At 60.8% G+C, this 16,108-nt stretch carries 16 protein-coding genes; 5 read left to right on the forward strand and 11 right to left on the reverse strand.

The features are described from left to right. Positions 1–2: 2 nt before the first annotated feature. Positions 3–2,162 carry a copper-transporting P-type ATPase gene (locus BLU76_RS25135; RefSeq protein ID WP_092224867.1) on the forward strand — a complete coding sequence of 720 codons (2,160 nt, stop codon included), beginning with the start codon at positions 3–5 and terminating at the stop codon, positions 2,160–2,162. 77 nt (positions 2,163–2,239) lie between these two features. Here the strand turns inward: BLU76_RS25135 and BLU76_RS25140 are convergent, their stop codons facing one another. After that, positions 2,240–2,572 carry a DUF2790 domain-containing protein gene (locus BLU76_RS25140; RefSeq protein WP_063322500.1) on the reverse strand — a complete coding sequence of 111 codons (333 nt, stop codon included), beginning with the start codon at positions 2,570–2,572 and terminating at the stop codon, positions 2,240–2,242. A 185-nt stretch (positions 2,573–2,757) separates the two neighbouring features. Here BLU76_RS25140 and BLU76_RS25145 point away from each other — a divergent pair, with 185 nt between their 5' ends. Both BLU76_RS25145 and BLU76_RS25150 read left to right on the forward strand, forming a co-directional pair. Beyond that, entirely contained in the window at positions 2,758–3,228 is a 471-nt protein-coding gene (locus BLU76_RS25145; protein WP_003198862.1) for an RNA methyltransferase, read from the forward strand. Positions 3,229–3,305: 77 nt separating this feature from the next. Next, positions 3,306–3,683: a YgaP family membrane protein gene (locus BLU76_RS25150; RefSeq protein ID WP_003198860.1), complete on the forward strand. Its 378-nt coding sequence runs from the start codon at positions 3,306–3,308 to the stop codon at positions 3,681–3,683. 103 nt (positions 3,684–3,786) lie between these two features. Here the strand turns inward: BLU76_RS25150 and BLU76_RS25155 are convergent, their stop codons facing one another. Both BLU76_RS25155 and BLU76_RS25160 read right to left on the reverse strand, forming a co-directional pair. Further along, positions 3,787–5,016 carry a hypothetical protein gene (locus tag BLU76_RS25155; RefSeq protein ID WP_092224869.1) on the reverse strand — a complete coding sequence of 410 codons (1,230 nt, stop codon included), beginning with the start codon at positions 5,014–5,016 and terminating at the stop codon, positions 3,787–3,789. 31 nt (positions 5,017–5,047) lie between these two features. After that, positions 5,048–5,497: a YcgN family cysteine cluster protein gene (locus tag BLU76_RS25160; RefSeq protein WP_063322504.1), complete on the reverse strand. Its 450-nt coding sequence runs from the start codon at positions 5,495–5,497 to the stop codon at positions 5,048–5,050. Positions 5,498–5,657: 160 nt separating this feature from the next. On the opposite strand from BLU76_RS25160, the gene BLU76_RS25165 reads away from it, so the two are divergent. Continuing rightward, entirely contained in the window at positions 5,658–6,251 is a 594-nt protein-coding gene (locus BLU76_RS25165; protein WP_063322505.1) for a nitroreductase family protein, read from the forward strand. Between the two features lie 234 nt (positions 6,252–6,485). Here the strand turns inward: BLU76_RS25165 and BLU76_RS25170 are convergent, their stop codons facing one another. The 6 genes from BLU76_RS25170 to BLU76_RS25195 all read right to left on the reverse strand — a co-directional run bounded on the left by BLU76_RS25170 (position 6,486) and on the right by BLU76_RS25195 (position 13,160). After that, positions 6,486–7,418 (reverse strand): D-2-hydroxyacid dehydrogenase, encoded by a 933-nt coding sequence (locus BLU76_RS25170; RefSeq protein ID WP_092148557.1) that lies wholly within the window; start codon positions 7,416–7,418, stop codon positions 6,486–6,488. A gap of 126 nt (positions 7,419–7,544) precedes the next feature. Next, a complete protein-coding gene (locus BLU76_RS25175; RefSeq protein WP_003198853.1) occupies positions 7,545–7,838 on the reverse strand; it encodes a YcgL domain-containing protein in 294 nt (97 codons plus the stop codon). Further along, on the reverse strand, positions 7,835–8,968 hold the full coding sequence (gene rnd, locus BLU76_RS25180; RefSeq protein ID WP_003198851.1) for a ribonuclease D: 1,134 nt from the start codon (positions 8,966–8,968) through the stop codon (positions 7,835–7,837). The genes BLU76_RS25175 and rnd overlap by 4 nt, the downstream gene beginning before the upstream one ends. Before the next feature lie 121 nt (positions 8,969–9,089). Then, a complete protein-coding gene (locus tag BLU76_RS25185; RefSeq protein WP_092224871.1) occupies positions 9,090–9,731 on the reverse strand; it encodes a class I SAM-dependent methyltransferase in 642 nt (213 codons plus the stop codon). A gap of 68 nt (positions 9,732–9,799) precedes the next feature. Next, positions 9,800–11,449: a phosphoethanolamine transferase gene (locus BLU76_RS25190; protein WP_092224873.1), complete on the reverse strand. Its 1,650-nt coding sequence runs from the start codon at positions 11,447–11,449 to the stop codon at positions 9,800–9,802. Between the two features lie 343 nt (positions 11,450–11,792). Continuing rightward, on the reverse strand, positions 11,793–13,160 hold the full coding sequence (locus BLU76_RS25195) for a glutamine synthetase family protein (protein WP_170862030.1): 1,368 nt from the start codon (positions 13,158–13,160) through the stop codon (positions 11,793–11,795). A 536-nt stretch (positions 13,161–13,696) separates the two neighbouring features. Between BLU76_RS25195 and BLU76_RS25200 the strand changes: the two genes are divergently transcribed. Beyond that, positions 13,697–14,629, forward strand: coding sequence for a LysR family transcriptional regulator (locus tag BLU76_RS25200; protein WP_092224875.1), 933 nt, complete (start codon positions 13,697–13,699; stop codon positions 14,627–14,629). A gap of 3 nt (positions 14,630–14,632) precedes the next feature. Here the strand turns inward: BLU76_RS25200 and BLU76_RS25205 are convergent, their stop codons facing one another. Both BLU76_RS25205 and BLU76_RS25210 read right to left on the reverse strand, forming a co-directional pair. Next, the gene (locus BLU76_RS25205; RefSeq protein ID WP_063322511.1) at positions 14,633–14,998 is read right to left on the reverse strand and encodes a 5-carboxymethyl-2-hydroxymuconate Delta-isomerase; all 366 of its coding nucleotides are present in this window, start codon (positions 14,996–14,998) and stop codon (positions 14,633–14,635) included. A 103-nt stretch (positions 14,999–15,101) separates the two neighbouring features. Next, positions 15,102–16,025, reverse strand: a complete 924-nt coding sequence (locus BLU76_RS25210) for a LysR family transcriptional regulator (RefSeq protein ID WP_092224877.1) — start codon at positions 16,023–16,025, stop codon at positions 15,102–15,104. Positions 16,026–16,108 lie beyond the last annotated feature (83 nt).

The following is a 16,108-nucleotide window of genomic DNA, read 5'->3' on the forward strand; positions in this document are numbered from 1 at the left end:
CCATGCCAGACGTTCCAGCGCACCTTCACCACAGTGCTCCAGCGCCCAGCGGCGACATGGCGACTGAATACACCTGCCCCATGCACCCGGAAATCCGCCAACCCGGCCCCGGCACCTGCCCCAAGTGCGGCATGACGCTGGAGCCGGTGATGCCCGCGCTGGAAGAAGAGGACAATCCAGAACTCAAGGACTTCACGCGCCGCTTCTGGTGGTCACTGCCGTTGACGGTGATCGTCACGGTGCTCGCCATGGCGGGGCACGCTTTGTCGCTGTTTCACGGTGCAACGCAAAATCTCGTCGAGTTTTTCCTGGCGACACCCGTGGTCCTGTGGGCAGGGTGGCCGTTTTTTGTACGGGCAGTGGCCTCTGTTCGCCAGCGTAGCCCGAACATGTGGACCCTGATTGGCCTGGGCACCGCGGCGGCCTATCTCTACAGCGTCGCCGCCACGTTTTGGCCGGGAGGATTCCCCACCACATTCGTGCAAGAGGGGCGTATCGGCGTCTACTTTGAAGCCGCCGCAGTGATCATCTCCCTTACCTTGCTGGGGCAGATGCTGGAGCTCAAGGCACGCTCGCAGACGTCGGCCGCCATCAAGTCGCTGCTGGGGCTGTCCCCCAAAACCGCGCGCCGGATCAATGCCGATGGCCAGGAACAAGACATTCCCTTGGCCCACGTCCATCAGGGTGACCACCTGCGGATCAGGCCCGGTGAAAAGGTCCCGGTCGATGGTACGGTACTCGAAGGAGAAAGCGCCGTTGACGAGTCGATGCTCACCGGCGAGCCGGTTCCGGTGAGCAAACGCGCCGGGGACAACCTGATCGGCGCCACGATCAACTCCCACGGTAGCTTGGTGATGACGGCGCAGAAGGTCGGCGCCGAGACCGTCCTGGCGCAAATTGTCCAGATGGTCGCCCGGGCCCAGCGCTCGAAAGCGCCTATGCAGCGCATGGCCGACGTGATCGCTGGCTATTTCGTCATGGGCGTGATTGCCATCGCCGTACTGACCTTTTTCGGCTGGGGGCTGTTAGGCCCCGAACCTGGCTGGGTCTTCGGGCTGATCAACGCCGTCGCCGTGCTGATCATCGCCTGCCCCTGCGCGCTGGGACTCGCAACCCCCATGTCGATCATGGTGTCCACCGGCAAGGCTGCCAGCCTGGGCGTGCTTTTCCGGGACGCCAGCGCCATCGAGAACTTATGCAGGATCGACACGCTGATCGTCGATAAGACCGGCACCCTGACCGAAGGGCGCCCGGCCTTTCACAGCGTGAAAGCCACCCAGGGCTTCGACGACCGCCAGGTGCTGCTGTTGGCCGCCAGCCTCGACCAGGGCAGCGAACATCCCCTGGCCCACGCCATCGTCGATCACGCACGAGCCGAGCATCTTGAACTGATCAAGCCGGCTTCATTTGAATCCGGCAGCGGCATCGGTGTCAGTGGCCAGGTGGACGGCAAACAGATCCACTTGGGCAATACCGCCCTGATGAACGCCGCCAGCATCAGCGTCAGCCCACTGCAACAGCAGGCCGAGCAGCTACGCGCGCAAGGCATCAGCATTATCTACATGGCGGTCGACGGAGTACTGGCCGGGCTGCTGGGCGTCTCGGACCCGATCAAGCCAACCTCCAGGGAAGCGGTCAGCCGGCTCAAGGCTCACGACATCACAATCATCATGGCCACCGGCGACGGCCTCACCACGGCACGCGCCGTGGCCAGGGAGATGGGCATTGAAGAGGTCCATGGCGAAGTCAAACCCGAGGACAAGGAACGTCTGGTGGCGGACCTGCAGCGCGATGGCCGCCAGGTCGCGATGGCGGGTGACGGAATAAACGATGCGCCCGCCCTGGCTCGGGCGAACGTAGGCATTGCCATGGGTACAGGCACGGACGTGGCGATGAACAGCGCCCAGCTGACCTTGGTAAAAGGCGATTTGATGGGGATCTTGCGGGCCCGCACCCTTTCGGTGGCAACCGTTAGAAACATGCGCCAGAACCTCGGCTTTGCCTTCCTCTATAACTCGATGGGTATTCCGTTGGCGGCCGGCCTGCTGTACCCCCTGACCGGTCACCTGCTCTCGCCCATGATTGCCGCCATCGCCATGAGCGTGAGTTCGGCATCGGTGGTGTTCAATGCCTTGAGGTTGCGTAACACGCCAGCACAATAATCCGGCGCCCATAAAAAACAGGCGCCACCAGGGCGCCTGACCGTCTCAAAACCAAAGGAGAACAAACGAGACGGTAATCAGCCGCCATTCGGACAGTTATCACCCAGGAGCCTATATTCCAGGGTATTGAGCTTGCCGTTCGAGTCTTCGTAGGTCATGCGCGACGGTCCGACACCACAGCCTTTATTGGCCGGTGTAATGCTCACCACTTTTTTAACATCGAGTTTCATGCCGTATTCGTAATGAACGATTTCGGCGATGGCTTTGCCGTTTTCGACGGCGTATTGCGCCATGGCTTGTTGATTGTTCTGGATCATCTGGCCATAAACCCGGTCACCTCCGCCTTCCGCCAAGGCAAGGGAAGAAAGGGACAGGATCGAAACGGCGAGCAAGGCATCAAGGGTTTTCATGAGGAACTCCGGCAGTCATTTGTCAGGCAAACCATAACGACTGGTGCCTGTCACGACGCTGGCGGGGACGTTACCGATTGGTCAGGTTCGTGAACAGGTAACCGACCATCACCCCCCACTCACAAACTGAACACGCAGCCCCATTCCCCGTATAATCGCGCCTTTTCCCCAAAGGCACCCCGCCCGTGGCCAACAAACGCTATAGCTGCATCGGTCTGTTCAACCCCAAGTCACCGGAAAACGTCGGTTCGGTCATGCGTGCCGCCGGCTGCTACGGCGTGGCGTCGGTGTTCTACACCGGCAAGCGCTATGAGCGAGCCGCCGACTTCGTCACCGACACCAAGAAAGTCCACTACGACATTCCGCTGATCGGTATCGACGACCTGAAGAAAATCCTGCCCCTGGGCTGTGTGCCGGTGGCCGTGGAACTGGTGGAAGGCGCTCGCCCACTGCCGGAATACACTCACCCGGACCGAGCGCTGTACATTTTTGGCCCGGAAGACGGCTCGCTGGACAAGGACATTCGCGATTGGTGTGAGGATGTGGTGTACATCCCCACCACCGGCTGCATGAACCTGGCCGCCACCGTCAACGTCGTGCTGTATGACCGCATGGCCAAAGGCAACAACACCCGTTCGGGGCCGCAATTCCGCTGATCGGTGCAACATTCGATTGAACAAGGCAATCGCTCGGGCAGTCAGCTTTATACCAATCCCCATACTGGAGACAGATCATGAGCGATAACAATCCGTTCGAGCCGATTGAGACCACCCCTTTCCAATCCCATCCGCCACAAAACGTGCATGGTTGGGAACGCATTGGCTCGCTGGCCGGCGGTGTGCTGATGATGGGCAAGGGCTTGCGCCGTGGCGGTGTGCTCGGCCTGGCTCAACTGGCGATCGGCGGCATGGCGCTGGCGCGGGGGATCACCGGGCATTGCTCGGCCAAGGCCTTGTTGGAAAAGAACCGGCAGAACCTCAGCAACGCCCGCGCTCGCATCGAACAGGCCGGTGATGAGCTGAGCCGCCTGAAGGCCAATGCCGAGGCGGCAACTGGCACGGCTACGGTGACGGGGAATGATTCGTTGGATTCGCCGAAGGTTGGGCTCTGATTTTTGCAGCGCCGCTGATGGCCCCTTCGCGAGCAAGCTCGCTCCCACATGTTTTGTGAACGCCGAAAACCCAATGTGGGAGAGCTTGCTCGCGATGGCGGTGTCACTGAAGTAACCGGGTATCCAGCACAGTAGAGGCCCCACCCAGAACGCTCTCACTGAGCTGCACAAACTCTTTGGTATCGACCGTTTCCAACCGCATCGCCGCCTGCAACACATCATCCAGCGAACGTTTGTTACGGGTTTTCAGGCGAATCTCGCGGTCCAGTTCCTGCAACAGCAACACCGCCTGGGCCACCGCCGCCGAGCTGATCTGTTCGCCGCGCAAGGTGGTGATGCCCTTGCTGTCGCGGGCGAGCCGGTCGTTCAAGGTCTGATAGCGCTCATCACTCAGGCCGCCGGCGCGGCGCAGCAGTTCGATGGCGTAGTACTCGGTCAGCCCTTCGCTGATCCAATCGCTGCGATCATGATCGTTGACCCGGGCGAGCGCCTGCACCAACTCCCGCAGCAATGGGCTACTGCCCCGCTCGCTGACCAGCGGCGGACGGCTGTGCAGGTAGATCGAGTCATGACCGGCCTGGGCGCCACGCCACAACGGATCGCCGGCGCCGACAATCAGCAACTTGGCCGGATGGCGCGGCACCAGTGCTTGTACCTGCGGCCAGACGAATGTCAGCAGCGTCAGCACATCCATCCGGCGCATGCCTTGGCCCTGGGGCGAGGCGACCGTCACCTCAGTTTCGCCCAGGCGGGTGCGGCGGCTACCCAGTTTGCCGGCGAGCATCCAGCCCGTAGGGCGGTCGAACAGGCGCGAGGGGTTGTCGATGCGAAAGCGTTGCTTGCCGATGCGCGGCCAGGGCGTCTCGATGCTTTTCCAGCCATTGGGCAATTCAACTTCAAGACGGGCCACCAGTTCGACGCCGTCCTGCTGGTCGAGCCTGGCCGACGGCACCAGGTCGTCGCCGCGCAGCAACGCCCACGTCGGGGTCATGCGGGTTTCGAAGGTGGCGTTCTTGCGCGCATGGCTGATGCGCACGCGGTAGCTCAGGCTGGCCTTGTCCGCTGCCGGCCGCCAGACACCTCGCGCCTCTTTGCCGGGAGTGAGTTGCCATTGGCCGTCGGCCTTGAAATCGCTGTAGCGACTGCCGTCGCCGAGGTCGAAATCCAGGCTACGCACCGCCGCCCCCCGGGCCAGGGTCAGACGCACCTCGGCCTGATCGCTCAGGGGCAACAGGTGCACGTGATAATCCAGATCGACTTTCTGCGCCGCCCACAGCGGCCCGCACATCGCCAGCAGCCCGGCGGCCAGCATCCGTTTCAATCCTGCAGCCATGGGTTCTCCCTGGGGCGCGCCGCCCGACGGCTCAGCCGGCGCGGAAAATCAGATGATCTTCCCAATCGTCTTCCGGCACGCTGCCTTCGGCCAGCATACGCCCGGACTGGGAAATGCGTTCGTGGTGCACCGCATCGCGATCACCGCAGACCAGGTGGTGCCACAACGGCAAGTCCTTGCCCTCGCTGACCAGCCGATAACCACAGGTCGGCGGCAGCCATTTGAACTCATCGGCCTTGCCCGGCGTGAGCTGGATGCAATCGGGGACAAAGTCGCGGCGGTTGGGATAGTCGGAGCACTGGCAGGTTTTCAGGTCCAGCAGTTTGCAGGCGATGCGCGTGTAGTAAACGCTGTTGTCGTCTTCGTCTTCGAGTTTTTGCAGGCAGCACAGGCCACAGCCGTCGCACAGCGATTCCCATTCCTGCAGATCGAGCTGATCGAGGGTTTTGCGTTTCCAGAACGGTTCGACTTTGGCGGCCATGGCTCAAGCATCAACATCAGGTGGTGAAAAGGCCGACAGTCTAGTGCCCGGGCCTCTTCAGGCCAAGCATTGGCGACTGTCGGTAGGCCGGGACTTGTCAGCCCGGGCGGCGGGACGTAGGTTGTTTCATTGACTTTCCAAACCCCAGCCAGGTAAGCCCATGAGTGCCAATCCCCGCATTGCCGATTACGCGATTCACCCTCAATTCATCGAGCGCTGGTCGCCCCGTGCCTTTACCGGCGAGACCATTGCCGAAGAAACCCTGCTGGGCTTCTTCGAAGCTGCACGCTGGGCGCCGTCGGCGTACAACTCCCAGCCATGGCGCTTCCTGTATGCGCGTCGCGACACGCCGAATTGGGAGCGTTTCCTGGGCCTGCTCAATGAATTCAACCGCAGCTGGGCCCAACACGCCTCGGCACTGGTGATCATTGTTTCGAAAACCACCTTCGCCGTTCCCGGCGCCACCGAAGAAACCCCTGCGCAGTCCCACACTTTCGATACGGGGGCGGCCTGGGGCCACCTGGCGCTGCAAGCCAGCCTCAGCGGCTGGCACACCCATGGCATGGCCGGTTTCGACCAGGCGTTGACCCGCAAGGAACTGAAGATCCCGGAAGGCTACGCCCTGCACGCCGCCGTGGCGATTGGCAAGCTGGGGGACAAATCGACACTGGCCGAATACCTCCAGGCCCGCGAAACCCCAAGCCCGCGCCGGCCGTTGAGCGAACTGGTGGCTGAGGGCGACTTCACCCTGTAACCCTGCCCCTTCATGTGAACAAACTATTCACATAAGAACGGCACTTCCCGTGGCGAGGGAGCTTGCTCCCGTTGGGCTGCGCAGCAGCCCTGAATCAGCCGGCTCGGACAATCTGATGCACCGCGTGCTTAGGTTTTGGGCTGCTGCGCAGCCCAGCGGGAGCAAGCTCCCTCGCCACAGGGTTGGGTTCACACAAACCTTAAGTGAACGGCGTAACCCGGAGCGGGAAGAAAGTCAGTAACCCCGGCTGAAATCCACTTCCCCGCGTAGCGCCTCACCGGCCTGATAGGCCCGCAGGTTTTCCAGGAACAACTGCACCATCATCGGCGGCGAGGTCGGTGCCGAGCTGTGGCCGGTCAGCAGCAGGCCCCAGGCGGTCCAGAAGGGGTGGCGCTGTGGCAATGGCTCCTGACGGCAGACGTCAATCACCGCACCGGCCAGGTGCCCATCCTTCAGGGCTTGCACCAGGTCCGCATCCACCACCGCCACGCCACGGCCGACGTTGATGAACAACCCGGTCGGCTTGAATTGCTTGAATAGCGCCGCGTCGTACACATCATGGGTATCGGGTGTGTTGGGCAGCAAATTGATCACGTAATCCGCCTCACCCACCAAGCGCGGCAGATCCTTCAGCGCCCCGACTTCGATGAACGGCGCCAACGCTCGCGCTTCACTGGCCACACCGTACAGTTGCACACCAAACGGCACCAGGAACTGCGCTACCCGCTGACCGATATCACCGGTCCCGACGATCAACACCTTGCGCCCGGCCAGGCTTTGCCCCTGGCGGTTGTCCCACTTGCGCTCGACCTGGCTGACCAGCCGCGCCAGCACCTCACGCTCGTGGCCGAGCATGTAGGTCAGCACGTATTCGGCCATCACCTGGCCGAAAATGCCCACCGCACGGGTCAGGCGGTAGTTGCGCGTCAAGCCTTCGGCCAACAACGGCGTGATACCCGCCCAGGTCGATTGCAGCCAGCTGGGTCTATGGCCCTGACGCAACAAGGTGGCCAGCAGATCAGGCTGGCCGAGCCAGACCGGGCAATCGGTGGCCAGTCGCGACAATTCGGCGGAGTCGCCGCTGGTCAGGACTTCAATATCGGGTGCCGCCTGACGCAGAAGCTGGGCGTACACCGGGTGGTCGTGTTCGGCAATCAGAACGCGCATGAGTCAAACCTTTCAAAAACAGTGCAGACAACCGCCGATAGAGTGTCGCTCCATCCATACGATCGTCGTCAATAAACCCTTCCAGTGTTTTTCCAGAGGCACCCAGAACAGGTGCCTCAGAGACCTTCAGACCGGGTCGTTGCGGCGCAACAACTCTTCGGGCAAATGCTCGATGTACTCGTCTTCGGCCGGCGGCATTTGCAAGTGATAGCCCTGGGTGTCGAGGTTTTCCAGCACTTTGTTGATGTCCTCCCGTGACAGCGCCCGCTCGGGGCTCAGGACCAGGTCGAAGGCATGGATCGCCTTGCCAAAGGCGGCCATCAACGGCTCAGGCACGCGCTCCAAGGCATCGCTCTTGAGCACATACAGGTACATCTCGTTTTTCTTCGAGCTTCGATAGATGGAGCAGATACGTTTCAAGGCTGTTCTCCGGCAGTGGCCAGGCTGTCGAGCAGCGCCTGGCCCATCAATTCGCGGCGCCAGCCACGCAGCGAATCGGGCAATTGGTAAGGGCCCTCGGGGAAGCCGCTCTTGATCAGCGCTTCGAGGGTTTTCTTGCGCAGCATCAGCTCCGGGGCGATTTCCAGGCGCTCGGCTTCAGCCTGCCCCAACGCCCGCAGACGCTTGACCAGGGCCGAGGCCTCGATGGGCAGTGGCTCGGCCACGGCCGGCGGCCATTGCTCGGGCGGCACGCTGGCGGCGCGCTGGATCAGGTCCAGCAGAAACTGGCCGTCCTGGCGCACGGTGCGCGGGTGCATGTCTTCGATCTTCGCCAACGCGCCAAGGTTATCCGGCTGGGTACGGGCCAGGGGCCACAGCGAATGCTCGCGAATGATGCGATTGCGCGGCAGGTCACGGGCCCGCGCCTCGCGTTCGCGCCAGGCGCACAGCTCGCGCAGCACGGCCAATTGGGCGCGGGACAGTTTCCAGGCGAGCTTGGCCTCGCGGTAGACCTCGTACGGGTCGACCTCGCGACGCAGGTTGGCCACCAGTTCGGCGCCGTCTTCCAGGACCCAACGGTATTTTTCGTCGGAAAGCTTCGGGCGCAGCAGTACGAAAACTTCTGCCAGGTGCACGGCGTCCTCTGCCGCGTAGCTGATCTGCGTCTCGGACAGGGGCCGTTGCAGCCAGTCGGAACGGGTCTCGCCCTTGGGCAACTCGATACCCAGCACTTCCTGCACCAGCCGCGAATAGCCCATGGAGAAACCCAGGTTCAGGTAAGCGGCGGCCAATTGCGTATCGAACAGCGGCGCAGGCAGGCTGCCGGTCAGGCGCAGCAGCACTTCAAGGTCTTCGCTGCAGGCGTGCAACACCTTGAGCACCGCCGGGTTTTCCAGTAGTGCGGCCAAGGGTTGCCAATTGTCGATGGTCAAGGGGTCGATCAGGTAGGCACGCTTGCCGTCGCCGATCTGCAATAAACCGGCAATAGGGTAAAAAGTGTCGACCCGCATGAATTCGGTGTCGAGGGCGACGAATGGCAACTGCTGCCACTCGGCGCAAAACTGACCGAGGCTATCGTTGTCGCGAATCCAGTGAATATCGATGGCCACACGGCTCTCCCTTGAAGAATGGCGCGCAGTATATATCGCCGCCGGCGATTGCGAGCATCCATAGAGCAGCCGCCTGAGAGAAATCGCCTGCGAAAAAGCAAGAATAGTCCTACATCAAGACTTAACCGGTCTTACGCAACACATAAACACGCGTCAGGGCAAAACCGGGCAGGAAATCCTGGTACCAAAGCACGCTGAAACCGGCCTGGCGGAACTCGGCTTCCACATCAGCCTTGTCGGCCAGGTTCCGTCGCGGCGCCTGGCCGATCTTGAGGCGGCCTTCGATTTGCACCGAAACGATCACCGTGTCGCGACTGACCCGATGAAATTCGCGCAACAGCGCCAGGCGATGCTCGCTGGTGCTGACGTGGCGAAACAGTTGCAGACAACAAATACAATCCACCGCGTTGGCCGACAGCCCGATGGTGAACGCTGAACTCGGGAAGGTCTTGACCCGTTGGAGCAACGCACCGCCATGGTGAGTGAGCGCATGTTCGAGCATGTCCGGCGACGGGTCCGCCGCCAGGATCACCCGGTTGGCGTGCTCGGCCAGCACCGGCCAGAATCGTCCCGCGCCACAGGCCACATCCAGCACCAACCCGGGCTCGCCCGCCACCTTCAGGGCATTGCGTACCATGTGCTCGTCGCGCCAGAACGCCAGGCGCAATCGTCGAGGCGTCGGCCCACAGCAGACCTGTGCATGCTCCTGGTCATGCTGCCTGGCGAACTCAAGCTCGACGGTGGATGGGGGTAGCCCGGACATACGAACGGCTCTTGGAAAAGATTGAATGACAGGTTAACCAACACTGCGTGAAAAAAAGGTCCAGGCCATCACTCTCGTGCCAGGACACCGTCAATCACCGCGCCGCGACAGCTGGCGAACAGGTCCAGGTCCCGGTTGTAGACCTGGCTGTTGACTTCCAGCAGCCCGAGCATCGAATGAAACAGGTTGTCCTGGCTCAAGGGCTTTTGCCGACTCAGTTGCAGGCAATGGGTGTCGACCGAGAAAGATTTCTGATAGCTGTCGGAAAACCAAGCAAGCATTGCCACGTGTTTCTGTTGCTCCGGGGCGAGCATGTAGGGCGTGCCATGGAGAAACAGGTTGTATTCGCCCAGGGACTCGCCATGATCCGACAGGTACAGCATGGCCGTGTCGACCTTGTCCTGGTTGGCCCGCAACAGATCGATCAGGGTCGAGAGCACATGATCGGTGTACACCAGCGTGTTGTCGTAGCCGTTGACGATGCTCTCGCGGCTGCAATTGTTCAGCGCGTTGCTTTCGCATACCGGGGTGAAATGCTCGTATTCCTTGGGATAGCGCTTGAAGTATTCCGGCCCGTGGCTGCCCATCTGGTGCAGTACCAGCACCGTGTCCTTGTCGAGTGTGTCGATGAAATGCTGCAAACCCTGGAGCAGGATTTCATCACGGCACTCACTGTTGGCGCACAGGGCCGGGTCCTTGAGATTGCTGACATCCTGCAGCGTGACCCGATCACAAGTGCCCTTGCAGCCGGATTGGTTGTCCCGCCAGATCACCTCCAGCCCGGCGTGCTTGAGCACGTCCAGCAAACCCTCTTCATTCTTGGCCTTGCTGGCGTCATAGTTCTTGCGCCCCATGTTGGAAAACATACAGGGCACCGACACGGCGGTTTCCGTGCCGCAGGAATGCACATCGGTAAAGGCGATCAGGCCGGCCTCTTTGTCCAGTGTCGGTGTGGTATCGCGGTCATAGCCGAGGATGCCGAAGTTCTCGGCCCGGGCACTCTCGCCCACCACCAGTACGGTCAGGGATTTGCGGCCGTGGGTTTGCCAGGCCGGGTTGCGGCTCGCGTCCTCGCCCAGGGTGATGAACGGCTGCTTGGCCGACGCGACCTGCTCACGCAAATAGCCGAGCGACGCACCGATGTAGTTGCTCGGCACGACCATCAAACGCAACTCGTGGTGGTTGCGAAACAACGAAGACAAACCTTGGTAGTTGGCCAGGGCGACCATGCCGATTACCGCGGCCGACGCCACGCCGACCAGCAACTTACTTAATAACTCTTTGGGCCAGCGACGGTAGCTGATCGGGGTCTTGAATAATAACCAGCAAGGCAACACCCCCAATAACCCGAGGTAGATAAACAACTTCAGCGACAACAGATCACGAACTTCCGTGGCATTGGTTTCAGCAAAGTTGCGCAACATGCCCGCATCGATCAATACACCGTATTGGGCCATGAAATACGCCACGCCAGCACTGATCAGGAACAATAGCATCAGCACGGGCTTGAGCAGCGGACGGAAGGCCACGAGCGTCAACACCAGGTTGAACGCGCAGAAAATCATCAGGCCAAACGCCACGCACATCAGCAGGCCACGAGTGTCAGCCGTGGTGATCGCCAGCAAGTGTTGCCAGAGAACGAGGTTGAAACCCACTAACAAAAAGGCACTGGCGGCCAGTGTCACCCACTCGGGGCGCACGGCTTTAAGGGTCAGCATGATGGTTGACGACTTCCTGAAAGTTGCTCTTTGAAAAAGAAGTGCCGCAGGAAAATGTGAAAAGTTCATTTCCTACGGCAACACAAACTTTAGGTAGTCCACCATCAATTTTTCGTGAAAAAGTTGCTATTAAATAATTATTTAAGCGGCAAGCTCGACCCAGCTTGCAGTGCTAAAGAAAAGTGATGCGTGGCGAGGGAGCTTGCTCCCACTGGGCTGCGTAGCAGCCCCTTTTTGTGAGTGCTTCGCACTCAAGCGGGAGCAAGCTCCCTCACCACGTTTTTTCGGCTGCCCTAAGTGAACAGTCTTTCTTTGCCAATCAGCTTGCAGCTTGAAGCTGTTCTTAAGCCTGATTCAGATACCAACGCCAGTCCTGCTCCCCGACTTCCGCCATGAATTGGCGGTATTCGGCGCGCTTGACCGCCAGATAAACGCCAAGAAACTCATCGCCAAACGCTTCCCGCGCCCAGGCCGATGCCTCAAGGGCACGCAGGGTAGTGAGCCAGTCGGTGGGCAGCAACTCGGCCGCCTGGGCGTAGCCGTTGCCTTCGACAGGTTTCCCGGGATCGCACTGTTCACGTAGGCCGCGATGAATGCCGGCCAATATCGCCGCCGCAGCCAGGTAAGGGTTGGCATCGGCACCGCAGATACGATGCTCGATGTGCCTCGACAACGCCGGGCCGCCCGGCACCCTCAGGCTCACGGTGCGATTGTCCACGCCCCAGGTCGCCGCCAGCGGTGCGTAGCTGTTGCTTTGGAATCGCCGGTAGGAGTTGGCGTTCGGACAAAACATCAACAGCGAATCGAGCAAGGTGTCGAGCATCCCACCCACCGCATGGCGCAACAGCGGCGTGCCGTCGGCGGCTTCACTGGCAAACAGATTGTGGCCATCGCGGTCCGCCAGGCTGACATGCATGTGCATGCCGGAGCCCGCCAAGTGATCGAACGGCTTGGCCATGAAGCAGGCCTGCATGCCGTGCTTGTGGGCCACGCCCTTGACCAGTCGCTTGTAGCGCACCGCTTCATCCATGGCTTGCAAGGCATCGCTGCGGTGTTCAAGGGTGATCTCCACTTGTCCCGGTGCGTATTCGGAAATGGCGGTCCGGGCCGCAATGCCTTGCAGCTTGCACGCAGCGTACAGGTCGGCCAGGAACGGCTCGATCTGCTCCAGCTCGCGCAAACCGTAGACCTGGGTGGCACGCGGTCGGCCACCGTCGGCGTCCCGCGCTGGCTGTGGCCGGCCTTGGCTGTCGCGTTGCGCGTCCAGCAGATAAAACTCCAGCTCCGCCGCCATCACCGGGTAATAGCCGTCGGCCTGTAAAGCCTCGATCACCTGGCTGAGCAGATAACGCGGATCGGCGATGGTCGCCGGCATGCCCTCCTGGGGATGCATGCTGACCTGCACGGCGGCCGTAGGAATCAATCGCCAGGGCATACGTTGCAAGCTGCCGCTGAGGGGGTAGGCACGGCAATCGATGTCGCCGACGTCCCAGACCAGTCCGGAATTTTCCACATCATCGCCATTGACGGTGAGCCCGAGAATCGTACTGGGCAGTGGCCGGCCACTTTCGAAAACCGCCAGCAACTCGTCCCGATGCAACAACTTGCCCCGGGGCACGCCGTTGTTGTCGAGGATGAACAGCTCGAACAGTTCGATATCAGGGTTCTGCGCAAGGAACGCCTCGGCGTGTTGCACGGGAGCGAAAGAAATCTTGGCAAGGCTCATGAGAAGGCTCGTATTTCCATGTCGGACGGGCGACAAGGCACCGTCAGTCTGTGCTCGCCATTGAGCGAGCACTGCGAATGATCAACAGGTAATACGAGTATCTGGAGGACGGGCGTGACGGCAATGCCAGAGCGCCCAAAAGGCCAGCTCGGAGGGCAACGCACTGAGGGTTGGGGCCATGGCAGGCGTGAACCGGCCGACCGGATCGACCGCGGCAGATGAAGGGTATTGGAATGCCAGGGGCCAACCGTTCATGAGCGCATCACAGGAAACACATCGGACAAGCGTCCCACGCTACCCTGGGAGGTTAAACCTGGATTTGATGGAGCTTGGATCGCAGCCAACTAAACATAGGCAAACCAAACAGTCGTTGATCGACACGTCGTGTTCCCTACATTATCTGTCCCGTTCCCGACCATGAAAGCGCCTGCCTGGCATTCTCTTGGCACGATCGTTCCGTTAGGATCATCGGCCTGGTTTGCGCAAAATCCGCGCAAGGAGCACAGCGAGAGACAGAACGGATGCTGAACAGTAACTCCCTCAGAAAGCTCGACATGCAAGACCTCATGGTGTTTAGCGCCGTGTACGAGCAAAGCAGTGTCACCGGCGTGTCCGAGGCATTGTGCGTCAGTCAGTCAACCGTCAGTTATTGCCTCAAGAAACTGCGAACCTGTTTCGAAGACGAGCTATTCATCAACACCCGCACCGGCATGCGCCCCACCTATAAGGCCGAGGGCATGTACGAGCATGTGCGCGCCATTTTGCAAAGCATCAACCTGTGCCATGCCGGTACACCCACCTTCGATCCGACCCGGCAAGCCATTACCTTCAATATTTGCGCACCGGAATATTTCGAACAGTTGATCCTGCCGCAACTGCTGCAAGGCTTCGATTACGCCAATCTGCCGGTGGTGGTGAACGTGCACAAGCTCGAAGCCGACATCCCCGCCGAAGAGTTGCGCGACGGCAGCCTGGACCTGGTGATCTGCTTCGGCCCGAACTTCCACAGCAACCATGCCGATTTCAAATCCCGGCAGTTGCTGGAGGAGGACCTGGTTTGTGTCGTGGATAAACGGGCGACGCCACTTGAACCGCAACTGAGCCTTCAGTCTTTCGTACGGCGCCGACACGTGTTTCCGACGCCCTGGTCGTCAGCGACCAACATGGTGGACGGCTGGCTGTCGCAGCAGGCACAACAACGCCAGATTGCCGCCCGCGCCAACAGCTACAGTGCCGCACTGAAGATGATCACCGGCACCGACTTCATCCTGACCCTGCCCCGCCGCATCCAGAAATTGCTGGCCAACGAGGCAATCTTCAATCATCACGAAGCGCCCCAGGGCCTGCCGGGGTTCACCCTGAACATGCAGTGGAGCCTGGCCGTCGATCAGGACAGTGCCAACGCCTGGCTGCGCGAACAGATCATCAAGGCCTGCGCCGCCCGCGACACCTGAACGTCATTGACCGATCAAGGCCTTGGCATACGGGCCTCGATCGATGTCGAGGATTTCCACGCACAGTTGCACGCTAACGTCGGCCGGCCATGGCCCCAGTTCCTGGATCACGGCCAGCAGGCTATCGGCCAGTTGCTTCTTGATTTCCGTCGAGCGACCGCTTAGCAAGGCCAGCTTCACATGCACGAAACCTCGCTCGCCCAGCCCCGTGCCCACCCGGAACGTCTCGAGCTTCACGGCCCGGCTCTTGATGTCCAGCTCGGCCGCGAATTGACCAGAAGCCACCAGCGCATTGTTCAGGCGCAGCAATGCAACATCGGCCTTCAGCTCGGGCAGGTTGGCGGTGTACTCCATGTGCAGGTGAGGCATGTGTTCGACTCCGATTCGAAAATATGACAAGGGGATTTCAGCCGTCACAACCTTACCCCGACTTTAAACGTTGGGGCAGTTTTTGTTTCGCTGCGGGCCGGTGTCAGGGTTGTACCGAGCGCCCACGCTCGCCCATGAAGGCCTCCAACCGCGACCGCAACCAGCGCTCGGCCGGGTCACTGTCGACATGGCTCAGCCAGACCATGGACAAATCCAGGGTCGGGGTCTTGAAAGGAAAGGGTTCGTTGAACAGTTGCCCCGAAGCCGCCATGGCGGCGGCGGTATAGTCCGGCAAGCTGGCGATCAGGTCAGTGCCGGCCAGCAATGCCGGCAATGCGCTGTATTGCGGCACCGACAGCACGACCTGGCGTGTGCGTCCGATCTCGGCCAGCCATTCATCGACAAACCCGGCGACGTTCGCGGTATGGGACACCAGCACATGAGGTCGCGCGCAATACTCGTCCAGGGTCAGCGGCGTGTCCGACGCATCGGCGCGCAACACGCGGGGCTGGATGTGTCGCAACAATTTGCGCTTGGCGTTGGCCGGCAGGCCGCGAGTCTGGCTGATGCCCACGGTGATGTCGCCCGATGCCAGCAAATCGGGGATGCGCCAGTAATCGACGTGCTGGACCACGAACACAATTTTCGGCGCCTCTTGCCGCAGGCTGCTCAACAGGGGCGGCAAGAGGCCGAACTCGACGTCGTCGGACAGGCCGATGCGAAACGTCATGGTGCTGCTGGTGGGGTCGAAATCGTGGGTCAGGCTCAAGGCCACCGACAGCGAATCGAGCGCCGGAGACAGATGCCGAATGATTTCTTCAGCCCGGGCCGTCGGCTCCATGCGGTGACCGACGCGAATGAACAACGGGTCGTTGAACATTTTGCGCAAACGATTGAGGGCCGAGCTGATGGTCGGTTGGCCCAGGAACAGTTTTTCCGCCACCCGTGTCACGTTACGCTCAAGCATCAGCGTTTCGAAAACCACCATCAGGTTGATGTCGGCCTTGCGCAATTCGTTGCGGTTCATCCACTGCCCTCCATCCCTTGATTGGCTGCAGTGTAGAAACGCCAGGGGTTGTGCGTCTATGCGCAAAAAGGTTAAGCGCCTGC

Origin of the sequence: Pseudomonas sp. NFACC08-1 (assembly GCF_900106735.1) — a bacterium.
GTDB classification, from domain to species: domain Bacteria; phylum Pseudomonadota; class Gammaproteobacteria; order Pseudomonadales; family Pseudomonadaceae; genus Aquipseudomonas; species Aquipseudomonas fluorescens_Q.